Raw genomic sequence first — 15150 nt, 5'->3', positions numbered from 1 at the left:
AGGTTGAGCGAGCCGCCTTGTTGGAGCGAGGCCGGTTCAGTCAGCCCACCCGGAAGCCGCGGAAATTCCCCTTGGCTTCGGAGATGGCATCATCCACCCGCTCCACCCGGCCGGGAGTCCGGCCCGAGTTCAGCCAGTCCAGCAGTTTATGGACTTGTGGCCGGGGACCCTCGGCAACCACGGATACCGAACCGTCGTTGAGGTTCTTTACCTCACCTGATAATCCAAGGTCCTCCGCCGTACCCATCGTCCAGTAACGGAAGCCCACGCCTTGGACCATGCCGAACACGCGGGCGTCCAGCCGCACGCTATCCTGCGTTGGGCCGTCCTGCGTGCGTTCGTGCCTGCCCATGCCGGGCCTCCTATGGAAACATCGGCGTGCCCAACCAGGCAGCGGCAGGTGCCGTTTGAATCGGCAGTAACCGCTGCCCGGTTGGGCACACGAGGCTTAGTTGATGGTGATGTCGCGGGTGGCGTGGTTGTAGCGGATGGTTACGGTGCCACCGGCGTGGTGCAGTTCGTGGTTGGGGCCGTCGAACGTGCCGAAGGCGCCGTAGTTCTCATCCCACGAACGGTTGAGGGCAATTTTGAAGGTGTAGTAACCGGCGGGAAGCTCGGCGCTCTTCTTCCACAGCTGGTCAAGGAAGTCGAACTCCATCTGGGCTTCGTCGTACTGCGGTGCCCAGTCCTCGGGCGCACCCAGGATGGTGTTGAAGTCACCGGCGACGGCCACAGCCTCGGGCTGCGGCAGGGTTTCAACATCAGGGCCCTCGAACGGCTCAGCAGCGCCGGCCGCTGGGGAGGTTTCGGCAGGGGCAGCAACAGCCTCGGTCTTGTCCTTGGCCGCAGACTTGCCCTTGCGGACGGCCTTCACCACGGGCTCCACGGCCTCTTCGAGTGCCTTGGCTGCCTTGCCCACAGCGGAAGCTGCCTTCTTCGCCGGTGCCTTCTTGGCGGCCTTCTTGGGAGCTTCCTCCTTGGCCGGAACCTCCAACGTTGCCGCAGCGGCTGAAACCGGGCGGACAAAGCCCTCGGGAGCCGTGGGAACGGGAGTGTCCGCAGGGACCGGAGTGCCGGCGTCGAGCGCTGCCGCAAAGGAGTCCACATCCGGGAAGGCAACGGTGGCCCGCATGCCATCCTCGGTGATGGTCCAGCCCGAGCGGCCCTTGATCAGCCAGCCCGCCTTGACCAGCTTGGCGGTTGCCGAGGTGAGGGTCTTGTGGCCACGCGGGATGCCGCCACTGAGGAGTTCGGCCTCATGCTCGTTGAACGGCACGCGGGCGGTTGCTTCCGCCAGGACCTGGCCAGCATTCAGTGCATCGCCGGACCACACGCCTTCGGTCAGGACATCCAGCACGGTCTTGAGCCGAAGGTAAGTGTTTTCTGCGGTGGACTTGGCCATGATTCCCCTTATATAAAAGCGATCGGTCTTAGGCATCTTGCCAACTACCCATTAAATCGCGCGACTTTAATTGGTTAACTCTGCGTGTCGTGACCGTCTGTGAAGCGGATGGTGCCGCAAGTGAGGCGGAGGTCTCGGGTAAGAGCTGGCTGCATAACCCTGAAGCGCCGACATGGGTGCTGCCTTGCACTCCCCAGACACGCCTGCGGCACCTAGTTTACCGGGCAGAAAGCCCGGCTGTTGCGCCCGACACAGCAGCCGTCAGTCGGACAGCTCCCTGCCGTTAAGTTCGGCCAGCAGTTCCGCCTTGCGCTCGTCGGAAGCAAAGGAGGAGTGGATCGAGTTCGCTGCCAACCGCGCCTTGTCAAAATCGGAGAGGTCGAACACGGCGGTCAGCTGCGCGAAGTTGTCACCCACGTAGCCGCCGAAGTAGGCGGGATCGTCCGAGTTGACCGAAACATTGAGTCCCGCCGCGAGCATGGCCGGCAACGGATGGTCCGCCAGGGTGTCAACGGCGCGGAGCCGGACGTTGGACAAGGGGCAAACGGTCAGGGGAATACGCTCGTCCACGAGGCGCTCTACGAGGTCGGGGTCGTCCATGCAGCGGATGCCGTGATCGATCCGTTCCACACCCAGGAGGTCCAGGGCTTCGGTGATGTACGACGCCGGGCCCTCCTCCCCCGCGTGCGCCGTCAACCGCAGGCCCGCTTCACGCGCCTTCGCGTACAGCCGCTCGAACTTGGACGGCGGGTTTCCCACTTCGGCCGAGTCCAGGCCGATGGCACCGATGGGTGCGTTCATGGCCAACAGCTGGCCCAGGACCTCCAGTGCCGAGTCCTCCGGCAGGTCGCGCAGGAAGGCCGCGATGAGCATGGTGGAGATCCCGTACTCCTCCTCGGAGGTTGCCAGCACCGAGGCCACGCCGTTGACGCATGCCTCCAGGGGGATGCCGCGCGAGAGGTGCGCCTGCGGGTCCATCATGATTTCGGCGTGCCGGACGCCCGCGGCAGCGGCGCGCTCCAGGTAGGCGCGCGTCATGTCCGCAAAGTCCTGCTCGGTTTGGAGCACCGCCATGTTGGCGTAGTAGAGGTCCAGGAAGGACTGCAGGTCGGTGAACTCGTACTTCTGGCGCAGCTCATCCAGTCCGGAGTAGGGCAGGGAAATGCCGTTGCGTTCGGCCAGGGCAAAGATGAGCTCGGGCTGCAGCGTGCCCTCGATGTGCAGGTGCAGTTCGGCCACCGGAAGGGGCTTGGCAGGGACCGCGGATTCCGCGAGTTCCGTTTCGGTTTCGGGCATGGTGCTGCCACCGGGAAAGTTGTCCATCCGGTCAGGATAGTGCCCGTCCCGCTTTCGCGCCTGCGCGAAAGCTTGCACCGGGTGTTAGGCACAGCATCGACGTGCTTGGCGCCACAGCCAACACGCCTGCTTCAATCTCGATTTGATAACGGCCGGGCGATGTCCTAGCGTGAAACACATGCCCGCCTGGCGGGCTCTTTGATTGCCCGGTGCTGCCTCCACCAGAACTGCCCAGCGGCAGCCACCGACAGTGACCTCGATATCGTCAGGGGTGGGCAGTGTCGCGATAACCTCCGGGGACGGAGCCAGCGTTGGTGGCCTTCAGGAGCATCACCATCATGAAAAACACCAAATTCCGTACTGCCGCGCGCCGCGGAGTCACCTTGGCCGCCGTCTCCGCGGCAGGTTTGGCCCTTTCAGCCACAGCGGCCAACGCAGCCACACCCACCTCCACCTGGGACGCGCTGGCCCAGTGCGAGAGCGGCGGTAACTGGTCTATCAACACGGGCAACGGTTTCTCCGGCGGCCTGCAGTTCACTTCCAGCACCTGGTCGGCCTACGGCGGAACGGGATCTCCCGAGAACGCCAGCCGCGAACAGCAGATAGCAGTAGCCGAGCGGGTCCAGGCTTCCCAGGGCTGGGGCGCCTGGCCGTCCTGCTCGTCCCAGCTCGGACTGAGCGGTGGCGGCGGAGCCCCGGTCCAGAGTGCACCTGTCCAAAGCGCTCCCGTTCGGAGCGCCCCGGTCCAGAGTGCACCCGTCCAGGCCACGCAGGTCCAGAGCGCTCCGGTCCAGCAGGCACCGGCGCCGCGGCACGCCACCTCCGTTGCCCTCAGCGGCGAGACCTACACCCTCCAGGCCGGAGATACCTTGAGCATCGTTGCCCAGAAGCTGGGCATCCAGGGCGGATGGCAGCACCTTGCCGACGCCAACCTGGACACCATTGCAGACCCGAACCTCGTGTTCGCAGGCCAGGTCATCCAGCTTCCCGCCTAACAGCGGACGCAGCAACACAAGCGCCCCTGGGCGCCCCGCCTTCCCAAGGCGACACAGACAGGTCGGCGATAGACAAATTCCGTTGACCAAAGCACGACGCCGGCACACCCCCACAAGGGATGTGCCGGCGTCGTTCTTTTAATTCCTCAGCCGCTGCCGTGATGGGCGGCCGTCGGCTGACGGTCAGCTGGCGGGCAGTTCGCGGACGATGCGCACCTTCCAGGCGGAGTCGTCGCTGGTGTCCAGCAGTGCCACGGTGCCGTGCGCCAGGTTCAGTGCAACCCGCTTGACGGCGAGCAACTCCAGGTAAAGGTGCTCGTTCATGCGGCTGGGGGTATCGATCATGTACTTCACGGCGTCGCGCACCTTGCGGTAGTTGGCGCTGCGCTCGCGGTGCATGTGAAGCTCCAAGGCGGACTGCTGCTTGAGTCGCGGCTCGTGCCGGTTGAGCAGTGTCACTGCGGTGTGGACTGCAACTACCAGCGCGAGCGAAACGCCGTAGATCCACCAGCCGCTGGAGAGAAGGAACAGGGGCAGGTTGGCGATGGCTACCAGTGCGATGACCACGCGAAGGGCGGCAATGCGGCGCATCGTCCGGGCGACGGCGGCCATGCCGTCGCGGAAGCGGTGCTGGTCTTTGCGTGCAGCGGCGGGATCGATGATGAATTCGTCCAGAACCAGGATGCCCTGGGCTTCCGGACCGAGCATTTGTCCATAGCGGGGAAGGGCAGCGGGGGCAGGGGTGACGGCTTTGTCAGGTGTAAATGTCATGAGAGGGCTTCCAAAACGCGGGGGTGGTTGCGGTGATCTTAGTGGTTTAACCTGGGACACGTATGCAGCCGTCCATTATTTGGACACATGCACTCTCTGCCTGTGGCCGCCGGCACTCCAATTGGCACTTCCGGCTGGGACCGTCAGACTGAATGGATGCAAACCTTTCTCCCGTACCCTGACTTCCGCCAAAGCGCCGCAGCCCTGGACACCGCGCGGTTGGGCAAGCAGCGGGTCGAAGCGCTGCAAACCCTCCGCGCCCTGGTGATTCCGGGCTACGGCTGGCAGACCCACCCGGCGATCCGGATGTGGATGGGCCACGTGCCTGCCCTCACCATGTACGGACTGGCGATGGTGGACGAATGGATTGAGCGCGGCCACCCGGACAACACCCGCGCCAACATTGCCGAGTTCGCACCGCAGGCAGCCCACCCGGACTATGCCGCGAAGATCATCATGCCGCCGTGGCTCGGTGATCCGGACTTCCACCTAAGCCACCGTTCCAAGCTGGTCCACAAGGAACCGAAGTTTTACTCCTCAGTGTTCCCGGACGCCATTCCGGACATGGACTACGTCTGGCCGGAACCCCGGCACGAATTCCTGCCGGAGGAGCCGGAAGGGGACATCCTGTGGATCCTGCGGGAACCGTATGAGGACGTGGATCCGCAGTCCCTCACCACGGTGGCACTTCCTCCGGTGAACCGAGCCGCTGCTGCCGCGGCCGCCATGTCCGCGGACGACCACGGCTACTCCCCCGTTTACGTGGACGACGACTCCCGCCGTCCGTCCCGCGCGCCCAAGAAGGCCCCGCCCAAGCCCCAGGCGAAGAAGCCCACCCGCAAACGGCTGGCACAGGAGGAAGCGTTCCGGACCCTCCCGGGAAAGACGCCGGTAGCGGTTCCGTTCGAGAACGGGGCCAGGTTCGCGGTGGGACAGGTGGTGGGCCGGCCCATCACCCTCGACGACGGCCGCTTCGGCAGGAATTTCGAGGTCACGGAAATCATCGACCGCTCCGCGTTCACGTACCCGGCCCTGCTGCAGGACCCCCGCGTGTTCTTCCCGGTGGAGGCCCCGTAGGCCATGACGATTCTCCTGGCAGGATGCGGCGACCTGGGCACCGAGGCGGGCTTGCGGTTCGCCGCTTTGGGCCACCGCGTTGTGGGGTGGCGCCGTTCCCCTGCAAAACTGCCGGCAGCCATCGAAGGTGCCGCGGCTGACCTCGCGTCTACGCAACTGCCGGCCGTCCCCGCAGACATCTCCGCCGTCGTCATTGCCGTGGCGGCCGACTCCCCGACGGAAGAGGCATACCGCTCTGCGTATGTACGCGGAATAGCAAACGTCCTGGATGCACTCGAACGCGACGGAGTGGCACCTCGCCGCATCATCTTCGTCTCCTCCACCGCGGTCTACGGTGATGCGGGTGGTGGCTGGGTCGACGAGTCCACGCCACCCAACCCCGGTGGTTTCTCCGGCCGGGTGCTGGTGGAGGCCGAAGACCTTCTGCAGGCCAGGCTTGCCGGAACCACCACTGCCGGCATCTCGCTCAGGCTGGGTGGCATCTATGGGCCGGGACGGACTCGGCTGATCGACCAGGTGAAGTCGGGGTCGGCTGTCATTCCTGAAGACGTGCGCTACACCAATCGGATCCATCGGGACGACGCCGCGGCGGCCCTGGTGCATTTGGCAACAATGGATGCCGGGCCAGCGCCCGTATACGTGGGGGTGGACAACGAACCAGCCGATCTGGGAACGGTGTTGCGCTTCCTGGCGGACGAACTAAGCCTTCCTTCACCCCGCCTGGGTGACGCCGGACCTGCCCGCGGGGGAAACAAACGCTGCGGTAACCATCTCCTTCGCAGCACGGGCTTTGCCTTCACGTTTCCCACATTCAGGGAAGGGTACAGGGATGTTATAGCGGGGAACGGCGTGCGCCATCCGTGAGTAAGTTCGCCGTTCTTTTGATCGCTGCCAGGCTGGCCATGGGGACACCTGGCCTGAGTTGAGGCAGGGCATGGAATTTCGGCAAATTATTGAGACGGTTGGGCAGCTGGTCGACTTCGCAGGCGTTGCGGTCATGGTGATCGGGGCGGTGGCCTCCCTCCCGATGGCAATCCGCGGCCACCAGCCGCGGCGGCTTCCAGCGGGGGCGGAGAAACTGAGCTTCTACCGCTCCTATCGCCAGCTGCTGGGCCGGTCCATCCTGCTGGGCCTTGAACTGCTCGTGGCTGCCGACATCATCCGTACCGTTGCCGTAACGCCCACCTTTTCCAGCGTCGGGGTGCTGGCCATCATCGTGCTGATCCGGACGTTCCTCAGCTTCTCACTGGAGCTGGAAATTACGGGGCGGTGGCCATGGCAAAAGGAAGCACCGCCAGCCCGTTCCGACTCCACCGCAACAGCAACCTAAGGCTCTTGACTGGGTTTTCCACATAGCGGTTTTGGGGTCTCTTGATTGTCGGTGATGGCTGGCAGAGTGGGGTCATGGAGGCCATTGGGGAAGATCTTGGGAGGGCGTACGACGCCGGCAGTCGGCTGCCGCGCCCGGCCCACCTTCACCCGGTCCCCAGCGAGGAACCTTTACAGCCATCAGCCTCGGGGCCCGGCCAGCAGGACGTGTTGGACGGGCTGGCCGCACAGCTGGCAGCCGCTGCCTTGGCCGCCCCCGGCCTGCTGGCAACCGCCAGCCATGCCGAAGCTGCAGATTTCGCCGCCCGGGTCGAGGGCCTTGCCCGCTCCATCGAGTACCTTCAACTCCTCGCAGCCGGGGCTGTGGATCGGGCCCGAACCCAGGCCATCAACGACGCCGCAGCCGCCAAAACCCGGGCAGGCCGGTCCCGCGCAGCCCAGTCCCGCGCAGCCTCGTCCTCCGCAGGCCGGTCCACGGGCTGGATCACCGGGTCGGACGACAACGGCGTCGAAACCCTCAACGCCACCGAAACCCCGCACACCTCCCCGGCCGATGACGGGTGCCGGAACACCGCAGAGTTCCTCCGCCTGCGCCTGCAGATCCCCATCCGCGAAGCCCGCCGCCGCCTCACCCTCGCCCACCACGTCCTGCCCGGCACCAGCATCACCGGCGAACCACTCCCACCAACCCGGCCACACCTCGCCGCCGCCCTCACCCCCACCGGGAACAACACCGAAACCGCAACCACCGTCGAGGGGACCACCATCGAAACCGGGCCGGGACCGGCGGTGTCCTCGCACGCAGCGACCATCATCACCGCCACCCTGGACCGGCTCCGCCACCACACCACCGAAGAGACCCTGGACCGGATCGAACACCACCTCACCACAGCCGCCACAACCACCGACCCCGACTTCCTCACCCGCCTGGCCCAACGCTGGACCGACACCATCGACGCCGACGGCACCGAACCCACCGAAGAAGCCCTCCGCCACACCCAAGGCGCCTTCATCCGCAAACCCCGCCACGGCCTGCACCACCTCGAAATCTTCGCCACCACCGACCAATACGAACACCTCCTCACCGTCATGAACACCGCCACCAACCCCCGCACCACCACCGGCAACACCAGCCCAAGCACAGTGGGGTTAGCCTCTGTTGGTGGACACCTGAAGTAGCGGGATCCTGGGATTCTGCGGGAAGGTGTTCTTGTGAGCACGACACGACGTAAATTCACTCCTGAGTATCGGCGGGAGGCGGCGCGGCTTGTCATCGATACGGGTAGGCCGGTCGCGCCGGTGGCCCGGGAACTGGGGCTGGGTGAGCAGTTGCTCGGCCGGTGGGTGGCCCAGGAGAGGGCGCGTTTGGCCGCTCCTGAGGAGTTCGCCGCGGCGGAGTCGGAGAAGTCGGAGCTGGAGCGTTTGCGCCGGGAAAACGCGCAGCTGCGGATGGATAACGAGTTCTTGGGAAAAGCCGCAGCCTTCTTCGCCTCCAAGCAGCAGAATCGGAATGCTTCGAACTGATGGAGGCCGAGAAGGCTAACTACCCCGTCCAGCGGATGGCCCGGCTGTTGGGGGTGTCCCGGTCCGGGTTTTATGCCTGGCGGAGGCGAAGCTCCGCAGCGTCGGTGCGGGCCGTTGAGCGGGCGGAACTGGACGCAAAGGTCCGGCGTGCCCATGCGGACTCGACCGGGGTTTACGGGGCACCCAGGGTCCGGGCCGTGCTGGCAAGGAACGGGACCGGTGTTGACCGGAAGACGGTGGCGTCCTCGATGCGCCGGCAGGGCCTGGAAGGGGTCTCGCCGCGGCGGTTCCGGCCGGTCGCCCCGATCGGCGGGGTCAGGGTCCATTCGATCCCGGATCTGGTGGCCAGGAAGTGGGACACCGGGGCCTTGGATGCGGTCTGGATCTCGGACATCACCTACCTGCGCACCGATGAAGGCTGGGTGTATTTGTGTGCCATCAGGGACGCCTGCTCCCGACGCGTGATCGGATGGGCGATGGACTCCACCCAAACCACCAGCCTGGTCGAGCGGGCGCTGCGGATGGCCCACGTCCTGCGCGGTAGCGGCCCGGACGGTGTGGTCTTCCATGCCGACCGGGGCACCCAGTACACCTCCACCCAGCTCAATGATGTCTGCGCAGGGCTGGGTATCCGCCAGTCTGTTGGCAGGACGGGCGTGTGTTGGGACAACGCGATGCAGGAATCGTTCTGGTCCACCTTGAAAGCCGAGTTCTACGACCGGCGGCGCTGGGCAACGAGGCAGGACGCAATCCGGGCCACCGGCCGCTGGATCGAGGAGTTCTACAACCGTGCCCGGCTCCACTCAGCCCTGGGCTACAACACCCCCGTGGAGCATGAGCTGCTGCTCACCACGGCACAATCTCAGCCGGTACAAGCCGCCTGATCAACTGTCCACGACTTGCGGGCAACCCCAAGCACAGGGAATGACACAGCCGACAGGGCGGGCACGGGAACTGAAGGCTGCACAGGCACGGGCACAGGCACAGGCACCGAGGGGAGCACGGCAACGGGCAGCGCAACATGGCACACCAACCTGCCGGACCTGGACCGGCGCACCCGCGCCCAAAAACAACTCGACGGCCTGGTCACCGCCGCCAAAGCCGCCCTCACCACCAACACCCTGCCCACCACCGGCGGCAACCGCCCCCAAATCATCGCCACGATCCACTACCAAGACCTATTCCCAGCCAACGCCACCACCCCCGCCGGAAAATCAGGACCAACAACAGCAGAACCCGGAACGAACACAACCACCGGGACAGCGGCACGTACAGGCGCCGGGACAGGAACCGGGACCGGCACCTTCATGTTCACCGGGCCCGTCGCCGCCGCCACCTTGCGCAAAACCGCATGCGACGCCGACATCATCCCCGCCCTCCTGGGCACCAACAGCGAAATCCTCGACCTCGGCCGCAAAACCCGCCTCTTCACCCCCGCCCAACGCCTGGCCCTCACCGCCCGCGACCAAGGCTGCGCCTTCCCCAACTGCACCATCCCCGCCCCCTGGTGCGAAGCCCACCACATCACCTACTGGTCACACGAAGGACCCACCACCATCAACAACGGCGTCCTGCTCTGCAGCCACCACCACCACCTCATCCACAAAGAACAATGGACCATCACCACCGTCCACCACACACCCACTTTTATCCCCCCACCCCACCTCGACCCCAACCAAACACCCCAACAAAACCACTACTTCAAACCACCACCACCACCCCACCCACAAAAATGAAACCTGCCCAAAGCAGTCGGGTTAGGCTTCACCCATGACTGAAACCAGCAGCGCCAAAGCCACTGAACTGCTCCGTCTGCACCAAGCCCCGGAGATTCTTCAAATGGTCAATGTGTGGGATGCCATCACTGCCAAAGTCATTACGGAGATTCCGGGAACCACTGCCCTTGCAACGGCCAGCCACTCCATCGCCGCCACCCTTGGCTACGAGGACGGCGAGAACATTCCCGTCGACGAAATGATCAGCTTCGTCGGCCGCATAGCTGCGGCCACCCATCTGCCCGTGAGCGCCGACCTTGAATCCGGTTACGGCAATCCGGGCGAGACCACGCGCAAGGCAATTGGCGTCGGAATTGTGGGGGCCAACATCGAGGACCAGATGCGGCCGCTGACGGACGCCGTGAACCAGATGGCTGCCGTCGTTCATGCCGGTGCTGCAGAAGGAATCGATTTCGTCCTGAATGCGAGGACCGATGCGTTCCTGAAGGGCAAGGACCGTGCGCCTGAAGATGTACTTTTGGATGCCATCGAACGCGGCAGGGCGTTCCTGGACGTAGGCGCCACCACGGTCTTTGTCCCGGGGCTGCTGGACCAGCCAACGATCACAGCGCTGGTAGAAGGCATCGGCTGGAACAAGATCTCGGTCATCAACGTCCCGGGTTCGCTTCCGCCGGCCAAGCTGCAGGAACTGGGCGTTGCGCGCATCTCGTACGGTCCATGGACACAGAGAGTGGCCCTGACAGCCCTCGCCGACGCAGCCGCAGAGCTCCTCGCAGGTGGCCAGCTTCCCGAGGACACGCGGCCTTTGAACTAGCTGAAACCGCAGCCGTCGAACTTCAAGCGCCAGCGGCTGATTGGAGGAAGGAGTGGTGGAACCTTGACGGAGAACTTGAGCGCCGCAGAACTGTGGCCTCGCCCGACAGAATTACCAAGGCCGGTATTCTCCGACCAGCGGTGGCTTGATGCCGTGTTCCTCCACTGGCGAATTCCGGAGGCAGTGGCGGCCAAGTTCATGCCATGTGGGGTTCAACCGGATATGTTCGACGGCAGTTCCTGGGTTGGGCTCATTGGATTTCGCATGGTGCAGGCGGGACTCGGCCACGGCCCCGGCATTCCCTACCTGGGAAGCTTCAATGAGGTCAACGTCCGGCTCTACTCCCGCGAGCCGGACGGGACCCGTGGGGTGGTGTTCCTGAGCCTGGACGCGAACCGCCTCCCAGTCGTTGTCGCAACGCGGACGGCCGGAATTCCCTACGTGTGGTCGCAGATCCGGCAATGGCCAGCCTTTCCGGGCAGCGATAACAGGCGCCAGCATGACGGCTCCAGGACCGATGCCGGCAGCACAGGTGAACTTCCTACCGAATACTCCGTCCACCGGTTTGGCAGCAGCGCTGCACAAAGCGACTTCGGGGTCGTCCCAAAGCTGCACGTCGCAGCCAGCGATCCACTATCGATCTTCCTGACTGCAAGGTTCGGCATGCACGGCCGCTTCCGCGGCAAATCCATATACGTTCCGAACAGCCACCACGATTGGCCGCTTTTTGAGGCAGACATCCACCAGCTCAGCGATGGATTGGTTGCGGCAGCCGGCATCAACGTGAACGGGCCGCCGGAATCGGTCCGCTACTCGCCGGGAGTCAGGACACGGTTTGGACGACCCCGCCTGCTGGGCGCCGGCGGCTAGAAGGTTGCGTCCTGGGGATCCGGCGCTCCCTGGGCGTCCTGCCAACCTTGGCCTTCGGTAAACGTGCTCACCAAGGTACCGACGCCCGCCTGCAGGGAGTTGGACGGGTCGAAGTAGAGGGATGCTTCCGATGCCCGGCTGTGGGTGATCAACTGCTCAGCTTCCAGCTTCGCCTCGGGCACCGTTGCGCCGATGATGCCGGTGCGGGCCGGAAGATCCGGTGTGTGCACCACTTCGGCCTTCGTCTGGGTCAGCGGGACCGTGTCGCCGGAATTGATCTCGTCGTGAGGGAACTCGAACTCGTCATCGCCGGGGGCGGCAGGAACGGTGTACTCCAGGAAATAGGTCATACCCCACCCTTGCAGAAAAGCCACCCCTGCCAAAGTCCCTCAGAAGCTACTTGCCCAACCCGGCCTTCCTCAAAGCCTCGGCCATTGCAGTGTCAATGGGCTGCGGCTTTGGGGTCGCACGGTTATTACCGCCTGCTGCACGCGGGGACTGCTTGCCTTGCTGTTGCCGGTCCTGGCGTCCGCCGCGATCAACCTTTTGGCCACCTGCTCCCCCGCCATTGCCTCGCCCTTCTTGTCCCGCACCGCCACGTCCTGCACCGGCCTGTCCACCGCTGCCATCTCCCGTGCGCCGCCCGGAACCTGCGCCGCCGCCGGCTGATTCGTCGTCGAGCCTCAACGTCAACGAAATGCGTTTCCGCTCCGGATCAGCCTCCACGACCTTCACACGGACCACCTGGCCAGACTTCACCACCTCGCGCGGATCGGACACAAAACGGTTGGCCAGGGCAGAGACATGGACCAGCCCGTCCTGGTGGACGCCCACATCCACGAAGGCACCGAAAGCGGCAACGTTGGTCACCGTTCCCTCAAGGATCATGCCCGGCCGCAGGTCCGAGATCTTTTCGATCCCCTCCGAGAAGGTGGCGGCAGCAAAGGCGGGCCGGGGGTCTCGGCCCGGTTTGTCCAGCTCTATGAGGATGTCCTGGACCGTTGGCAGGCCGAACGTGTCATCCACGAACTTTTGCGGGTCTAAGGACGACGCCGGCGCCGACCCGGCAGCCGCCCGGATCTTCCTGGCCACCGCGTACGCCTCCGGGTGGACGCTGGATGCATCAAGGGGATCCGCTCCCCCGGTGATTCGAAGGAAGCCGGCGCACTGCTCGAATGCCTTGGCGCCCAGCCGCGGCACCTTCTTGAGGTCGGTCCGCTTGTTGAAGGGGCCATGTTCGTTCCGATAGGCCACAATGTTTTCGCTCAGCAGGGGCCCGACACCGGCCACCCGGCTCAACAGTGCGGGCGATGCGGTGTTCACATCCACTCCCACGGCGTTCACGCAATCCTCCACCACTGCATCAAGGCTCCGATCCAGTTTCGAGGCCGTGACGTCGTGCTGGTACTGGCCCACGCCGATGGACTTGGGATCGATCTTGACGAGTTCGGCGAGCGGATCCTGCAGGCGGCGCGCAATGGAGACGGCACCGCGAAGCGAAACGTCCATTCCCGGCAGTTCGGCGGCGGCGAGCGCCGAGGCGGAGTAGACGGAGGCGCCGGCCTCGGACACCACCAGTTTCTGCGGTTTCCGGTCCACCTCCGGCAGCAGCTTGATCAATTCGGCAGCCAACTTATCCGTCTCACGCGATGCCGTCCCGTTGCCAATCGCCACAAGTTCGACGGCGTGCTGCCGCGCCAAACGCACCAGGGTGGCCAGGGCTTCGTCCCACTTGCGGGCGGGAGCGTGCGGGTAGACGGTGACAGTGGCTACGACCTTCCCGGTGCCGTCCACCACTGCGACCTTCACCCCGGTGCGCAGCCCGGGGTCGAGGCCAAGGGTGGCGCGATTTCCGGCCGGTGCGGCCAGCAGCACGTCGCGAAGGTTGGCGGCGAACACCCGGACCGCTTCGTCCTCCGCCGCCGCAAACAGCCTGGCACGAAGGTCAGAAGTAAGGCGGGCCAGCACGCGGGAGCGCCAAGCAACCTGGGCTGTCTGCATCAGCCACGCGTCGGCGGGACGGCCGCGGTCGGCGACGCCGAGGAACCTGGCCACCGCGGACTCGTAGCGGGCGCGCGCGGCGGAAAGGGCGGCGTCGTCCGCTGGATCTGCTTCTGCAAGATCCAACTCAAGAATGCCGTCCTTCTCCCCGCGGAACAGCGCCAGCACGCGGTGCGACGGCATCCGTTCCGGGGCCTGCGCGAACTCGAAGTAGTCGGCGAACTTCTGCCCTTCAGCCTCCTTGCCCTTCTTGACGCGTGAGACCATCCGGCCCTGCATCCACATCCGGTCCCGCAGGTTGGCTGCGAGGTCGGGATCCTGAGCCACCCGCTCCACCAGGATGGCCCGGGCACCGGCCAACGCCGTGGCGGCGTCGGCTACGGAGTGCTCGTTGTTGAGGTACTTGGCGGCTTCGCGTTCGGGGTCCAGGTCCGGCCGCTTCAGCAGCACGTCCGCGAGCGGCTCCAGACCCGCCTCACGCGCCATCTGGGCCTTGGTCCGGCGCTTGGACTTGAACGGCAGGTAGATGTCTTCGAGCCGTGACTTGGTATCGGCAGCCAGGACTGCCTTGCGCAGTTCCGGCGTCAGCAGCCCTTGCGCTTCAATCGCTTCGAGGACGGAACGACGGCGGTCCGCCAGCTCGCGGAGGTAGCGGAGCCGCTCGTCGAGGTTCCGGAGCTGGGTGTCGTCCAGCGTCCCGGTGGCTTCCTTGCGGTACCTAGCGATGAACGGAACCGTGGAGCCGCCGTCGAGCAGGTCGACGGCCGCCTTCACCTGCCACGCCTTGACCCCCAGCTCGGCGGCAATCTGGGCAAAGACCGCGTCCTCCCCTGATGCGTGGGAGGGTGCGGAAATCGGGGAAGGCGCAGGCAGTTGGGTCACCAGAACATTTTGCCTTACCGACCTGCCGGGCTCCACCGGAGGGCGTCTTCATGTGGATATCGGGGTTTGCAGAGGGTATTCCGTTAGAGCCGACGAAGTGCTGTAGTGGACATGCCGTTAGTGGCGCCGATGCTTGAGGAAGAGGCCATCATGCGGGAACTGCTTGTTGTTTTCCAGGAGGGGTTCGACGAGGCCAACATCACCGTGACCGTGAACGGCAAGGAGGTGCGCAGGGAACTGGGTGTCTCCACCAATCCACTGCTCGGCATCGCGTCGGAGGTGTCCGTGGATCTGCCGGCCAAGGGGGCACAGGTAGGAGTGGAGGTGACCAACCGGGGGCTCAAGGCGATCACCAAGGTCAGCGGCAAACCCAAAAGTGTGTTGGTCTCCATCGAGGACGGACGGCTGCGGATGCGGGAAGGCACGGGCCGGGAGGCAGTACTTTAGCGGGGT

16 protein-coding genes are annotated in these 15150 nt (G+C 65.0%); 10 read left to right on the top strand and 6 right to left on the bottom strand.

All coding sequences use genetic code 11. From position 1 onward, the window contains the following. Positions 1–40: 40 nt before the first annotated feature. The 3 genes from LFT44_RS04245 to LFT44_RS04235 all read right to left on the bottom strand — a co-directional run bounded on the left by LFT44_RS04245 (position 41) and on the right by LFT44_RS04235 (position 2725). Positions 41–352 carry an acylphosphatase gene (locus LFT44_RS04245; protein ID WP_236801264.1) on the bottom strand — a complete coding sequence of 104 codons (312 nt, stop codon included), beginning with the start codon at positions 350–352 and terminating at the stop codon, positions 41–43. Between the two features lie 96 nt (positions 353–448). After that, a complete protein-coding gene (locus LFT44_RS04240; protein WP_236801263.1) occupies positions 449–1402 on the bottom strand; it encodes a pullulanase X25 domain-containing protein in 954 nt (317 codons plus the stop codon). 261 nt (positions 1403–1663) lie between these two features. Next, on the bottom strand, positions 1664–2725 hold the full coding sequence (locus LFT44_RS04235) for an adenosine deaminase (protein WP_236801262.1): 1062 nt from the start codon (positions 2723–2725) through the stop codon (positions 1664–1666). A gap of 311 nt (positions 2726–3036) precedes the next feature. Between LFT44_RS04235 and LFT44_RS04230 the strand changes: the two genes are divergently transcribed. Then, entirely contained in the window at positions 3037–3693 is a 657-nt protein-coding gene (locus LFT44_RS04230; RefSeq protein ID WP_236801261.1) for a LysM peptidoglycan-binding domain-containing protein, read from the top strand. A gap of 183 nt (positions 3694–3876) precedes the next feature. On the opposite strand, the gene LFT44_RS04225 is transcribed toward LFT44_RS04230, so the two are convergent. After that, the gene (locus LFT44_RS04225; RefSeq protein ID WP_236801260.1) at positions 3877–4464 is read right to left on the bottom strand and encodes a hypothetical protein; all 588 of its coding nucleotides are present in this window, start codon (positions 4462–4464) and stop codon (positions 3877–3879) included. Positions 4465–4620: 156 nt separating this feature from the next. On the opposite strand from LFT44_RS04225, the gene LFT44_RS04220 reads away from it, so the two are divergent. The 8 genes from LFT44_RS04220 (at position 4621) to LFT44_RS04185 (ending at position 11814) form a co-directional block, all read left to right on the top strand. Next, entirely contained in the window at positions 4621–5541 is a 921-nt protein-coding gene (locus LFT44_RS04220) for an MSMEG_6728 family protein (RefSeq protein WP_236801259.1), read from the top strand. Positions 5542–5544: 3 nt separating this feature from the next. Next, complete coding sequence (locus LFT44_RS04215) at positions 5545–6405, top strand: SDR family oxidoreductase (RefSeq protein WP_236801258.1); 861 nt, start codon at positions 5545–5547, stop codon at positions 6403–6405. 70 nt (positions 6406–6475) lie between these two features. After that, positions 6476–6871 carry a DUF1622 domain-containing protein gene (locus tag LFT44_RS04210; protein ID WP_236801257.1) on the top strand — a complete coding sequence of 132 codons (396 nt, stop codon included), beginning with the start codon at positions 6476–6478 and terminating at the stop codon, positions 6869–6871. A gap of 74 nt (positions 6872–6945) precedes the next feature. Beyond that, on the top strand, positions 6946–8049 hold the full coding sequence (locus LFT44_RS04205; protein WP_236801256.1) for a DUF222 domain-containing protein: 1104 nt from the start codon (positions 6946–6948) through the stop codon (positions 8047–8049). Between the two features lie 33 nt (positions 8050–8082). Continuing rightward, a protein-coding gene (locus LFT44_RS04200) for an IS3 family transposase (protein WP_236801255.1) occupies positions 8083–9278 on the top strand; the annotation gives its coding sequence in 2 pieces (ribosomal slippage) (positions 8083–8350 and positions 8350–9278; 1197 coding nt in all). Between the two features lie 15 nt (positions 9279–9293). Beyond that, the gene (locus LFT44_RS04195; protein WP_336885637.1) at positions 9294–10130 is read left to right on the top strand and encodes an HNH endonuclease signature motif containing protein; all 837 of its coding nucleotides are present in this window, start codon (positions 9294–9296) and stop codon (positions 10128–10130) included. A gap of 34 nt (positions 10131–10164) precedes the next feature. Then, positions 10165–10944 carry an isocitrate lyase/PEP mutase family protein gene (locus LFT44_RS04190; protein ID WP_236801254.1) on the top strand — a complete coding sequence of 260 codons (780 nt, stop codon included), beginning with the start codon at positions 10165–10167 and terminating at the stop codon, positions 10942–10944. A 63-nt stretch (positions 10945–11007) separates the two neighbouring features. After that, positions 11008–11814 (top strand): YqjF family protein, encoded by an 807-nt coding sequence (locus LFT44_RS04185; RefSeq protein WP_236801253.1) that lies wholly within the window; start codon positions 11008–11010, stop codon positions 11812–11814. Here LFT44_RS04185 and LFT44_RS04180 read toward each other — a convergent pair. Together LFT44_RS04180 and LFT44_RS04175 are read right to left on the bottom strand one after the other, a co-directional pair. Beyond that, complete coding sequence (locus tag LFT44_RS04180; RefSeq protein ID WP_236801252.1) at positions 11811–12164, bottom strand: hypothetical protein; 354 nt, start codon at positions 12162–12164, stop codon at positions 11811–11813. The two genes, LFT44_RS04185 and LFT44_RS04180, sit on opposite strands and share 4 nt — an antisense overlap. A gap of 46 nt (positions 12165–12210) precedes the next feature. After that, complete coding sequence (locus tag LFT44_RS04175) at positions 12211–14697, bottom strand: Tex family protein (RefSeq protein WP_236801251.1); 2487 nt, start codon at positions 14695–14697, stop codon at positions 12211–12213. 129 nt (positions 14698–14826) lie between these two features. Between LFT44_RS04175 and LFT44_RS04170 the strand changes: the two genes are divergently transcribed. Next, positions 14827–15144 (top strand): hypothetical protein, encoded by a 318-nt coding sequence (locus LFT44_RS04170; protein WP_236802795.1) that lies wholly within the window; start codon positions 14827–14829, stop codon positions 15142–15144. Positions 15145–15150: the final 6 nt, after the last annotated feature.

The sequence above is a fragment of the Arthrobacter sp. FW306-05-C genome (assembly GCF_021801725.1).
Classification (GTDB): domain Bacteria; phylum Actinomycetota; class Actinomycetes; order Actinomycetales; family Micrococcaceae; genus Arthrobacter.
This window is presented reverse-complemented; position numbering and strand designations above follow the sequence as displayed.

What these genes read in the sequence shown, in the direction of transcription:
- LFT44_RS04235 (WP_236801262.1), bottom strand. Translation starts at nt 2,725, where the DNA reads ATGGACAACTTTCCCGGTGGCAGCACCATGCCCGAAACCGAAACGGAA.
- LFT44_RS04220 (WP_236801259.1), top strand. Translation starts at nt 4,621, where the DNA reads ATGCAAACCTTTCTCCCGTACCCTGACTTCCGCCAAAGCGCCGCAGCC.
- LFT44_RS04205 (WP_236801256.1), top strand. Translation starts at nt 6,946, where the DNA reads ATGGAGGCCATTGGGGAAGATCTTGGGAGGGCGTACGACGCCGGCAGT.
- LFT44_RS04225 (WP_236801260.1), bottom strand. Translation starts at nt 4,464, where the DNA reads ATGACATTTACACCTGACAAAGCCGTCACCCCTGCCCCCGCTGCCCTT.
- LFT44_RS04170 (WP_236802795.1), top strand. Translation starts at nt 14,827, where the DNA reads ATGCTTGAGGAAGAGGCCATCATGCGGGAACTGCTTGTTGTTTTCCAG.
- LFT44_RS04240 (WP_236801263.1), bottom strand. Translation starts at nt 1,402, where the DNA reads ATGGCCAAGTCCACCGCAGAAAACACTTACCTTCGGCTCAAGACCGTG.
- LFT44_RS04245 (WP_236801264.1), bottom strand. Translation starts at nt 352, where the DNA reads ATGGGCAGGCACGAACGCACGCAGGACGGCCCAACGCAGGATAGCGTG.
- LFT44_RS04230 (WP_236801261.1), top strand. Translation starts at nt 3,037, where the DNA reads ATGAAAAACACCAAATTCCGTACTGCCGCGCGCCGCGGAGTCACCTTG.
- LFT44_RS04215 (WP_236801258.1), top strand. Translation starts at nt 5,545, where the DNA reads ATGACGATTCTCCTGGCAGGATGCGGCGACCTGGGCACCGAGGCGGGC.
- LFT44_RS04180 (WP_236801252.1), bottom strand. Translation starts at nt 12,164, where the DNA reads ATGACCTATTTCCTGGAGTACACCGTTCCTGCCGCCCCCGGCGATGAC.
- LFT44_RS04190 (WP_236801254.1), top strand. Translation starts at nt 10,165, where the DNA reads ATGACTGAAACCAGCAGCGCCAAAGCCACTGAACTGCTCCGTCTGCAC.
- LFT44_RS04210 (WP_236801257.1), top strand. Translation starts at nt 6,476, where the DNA reads ATGGAATTTCGGCAAATTATTGAGACGGTTGGGCAGCTGGTCGACTTC.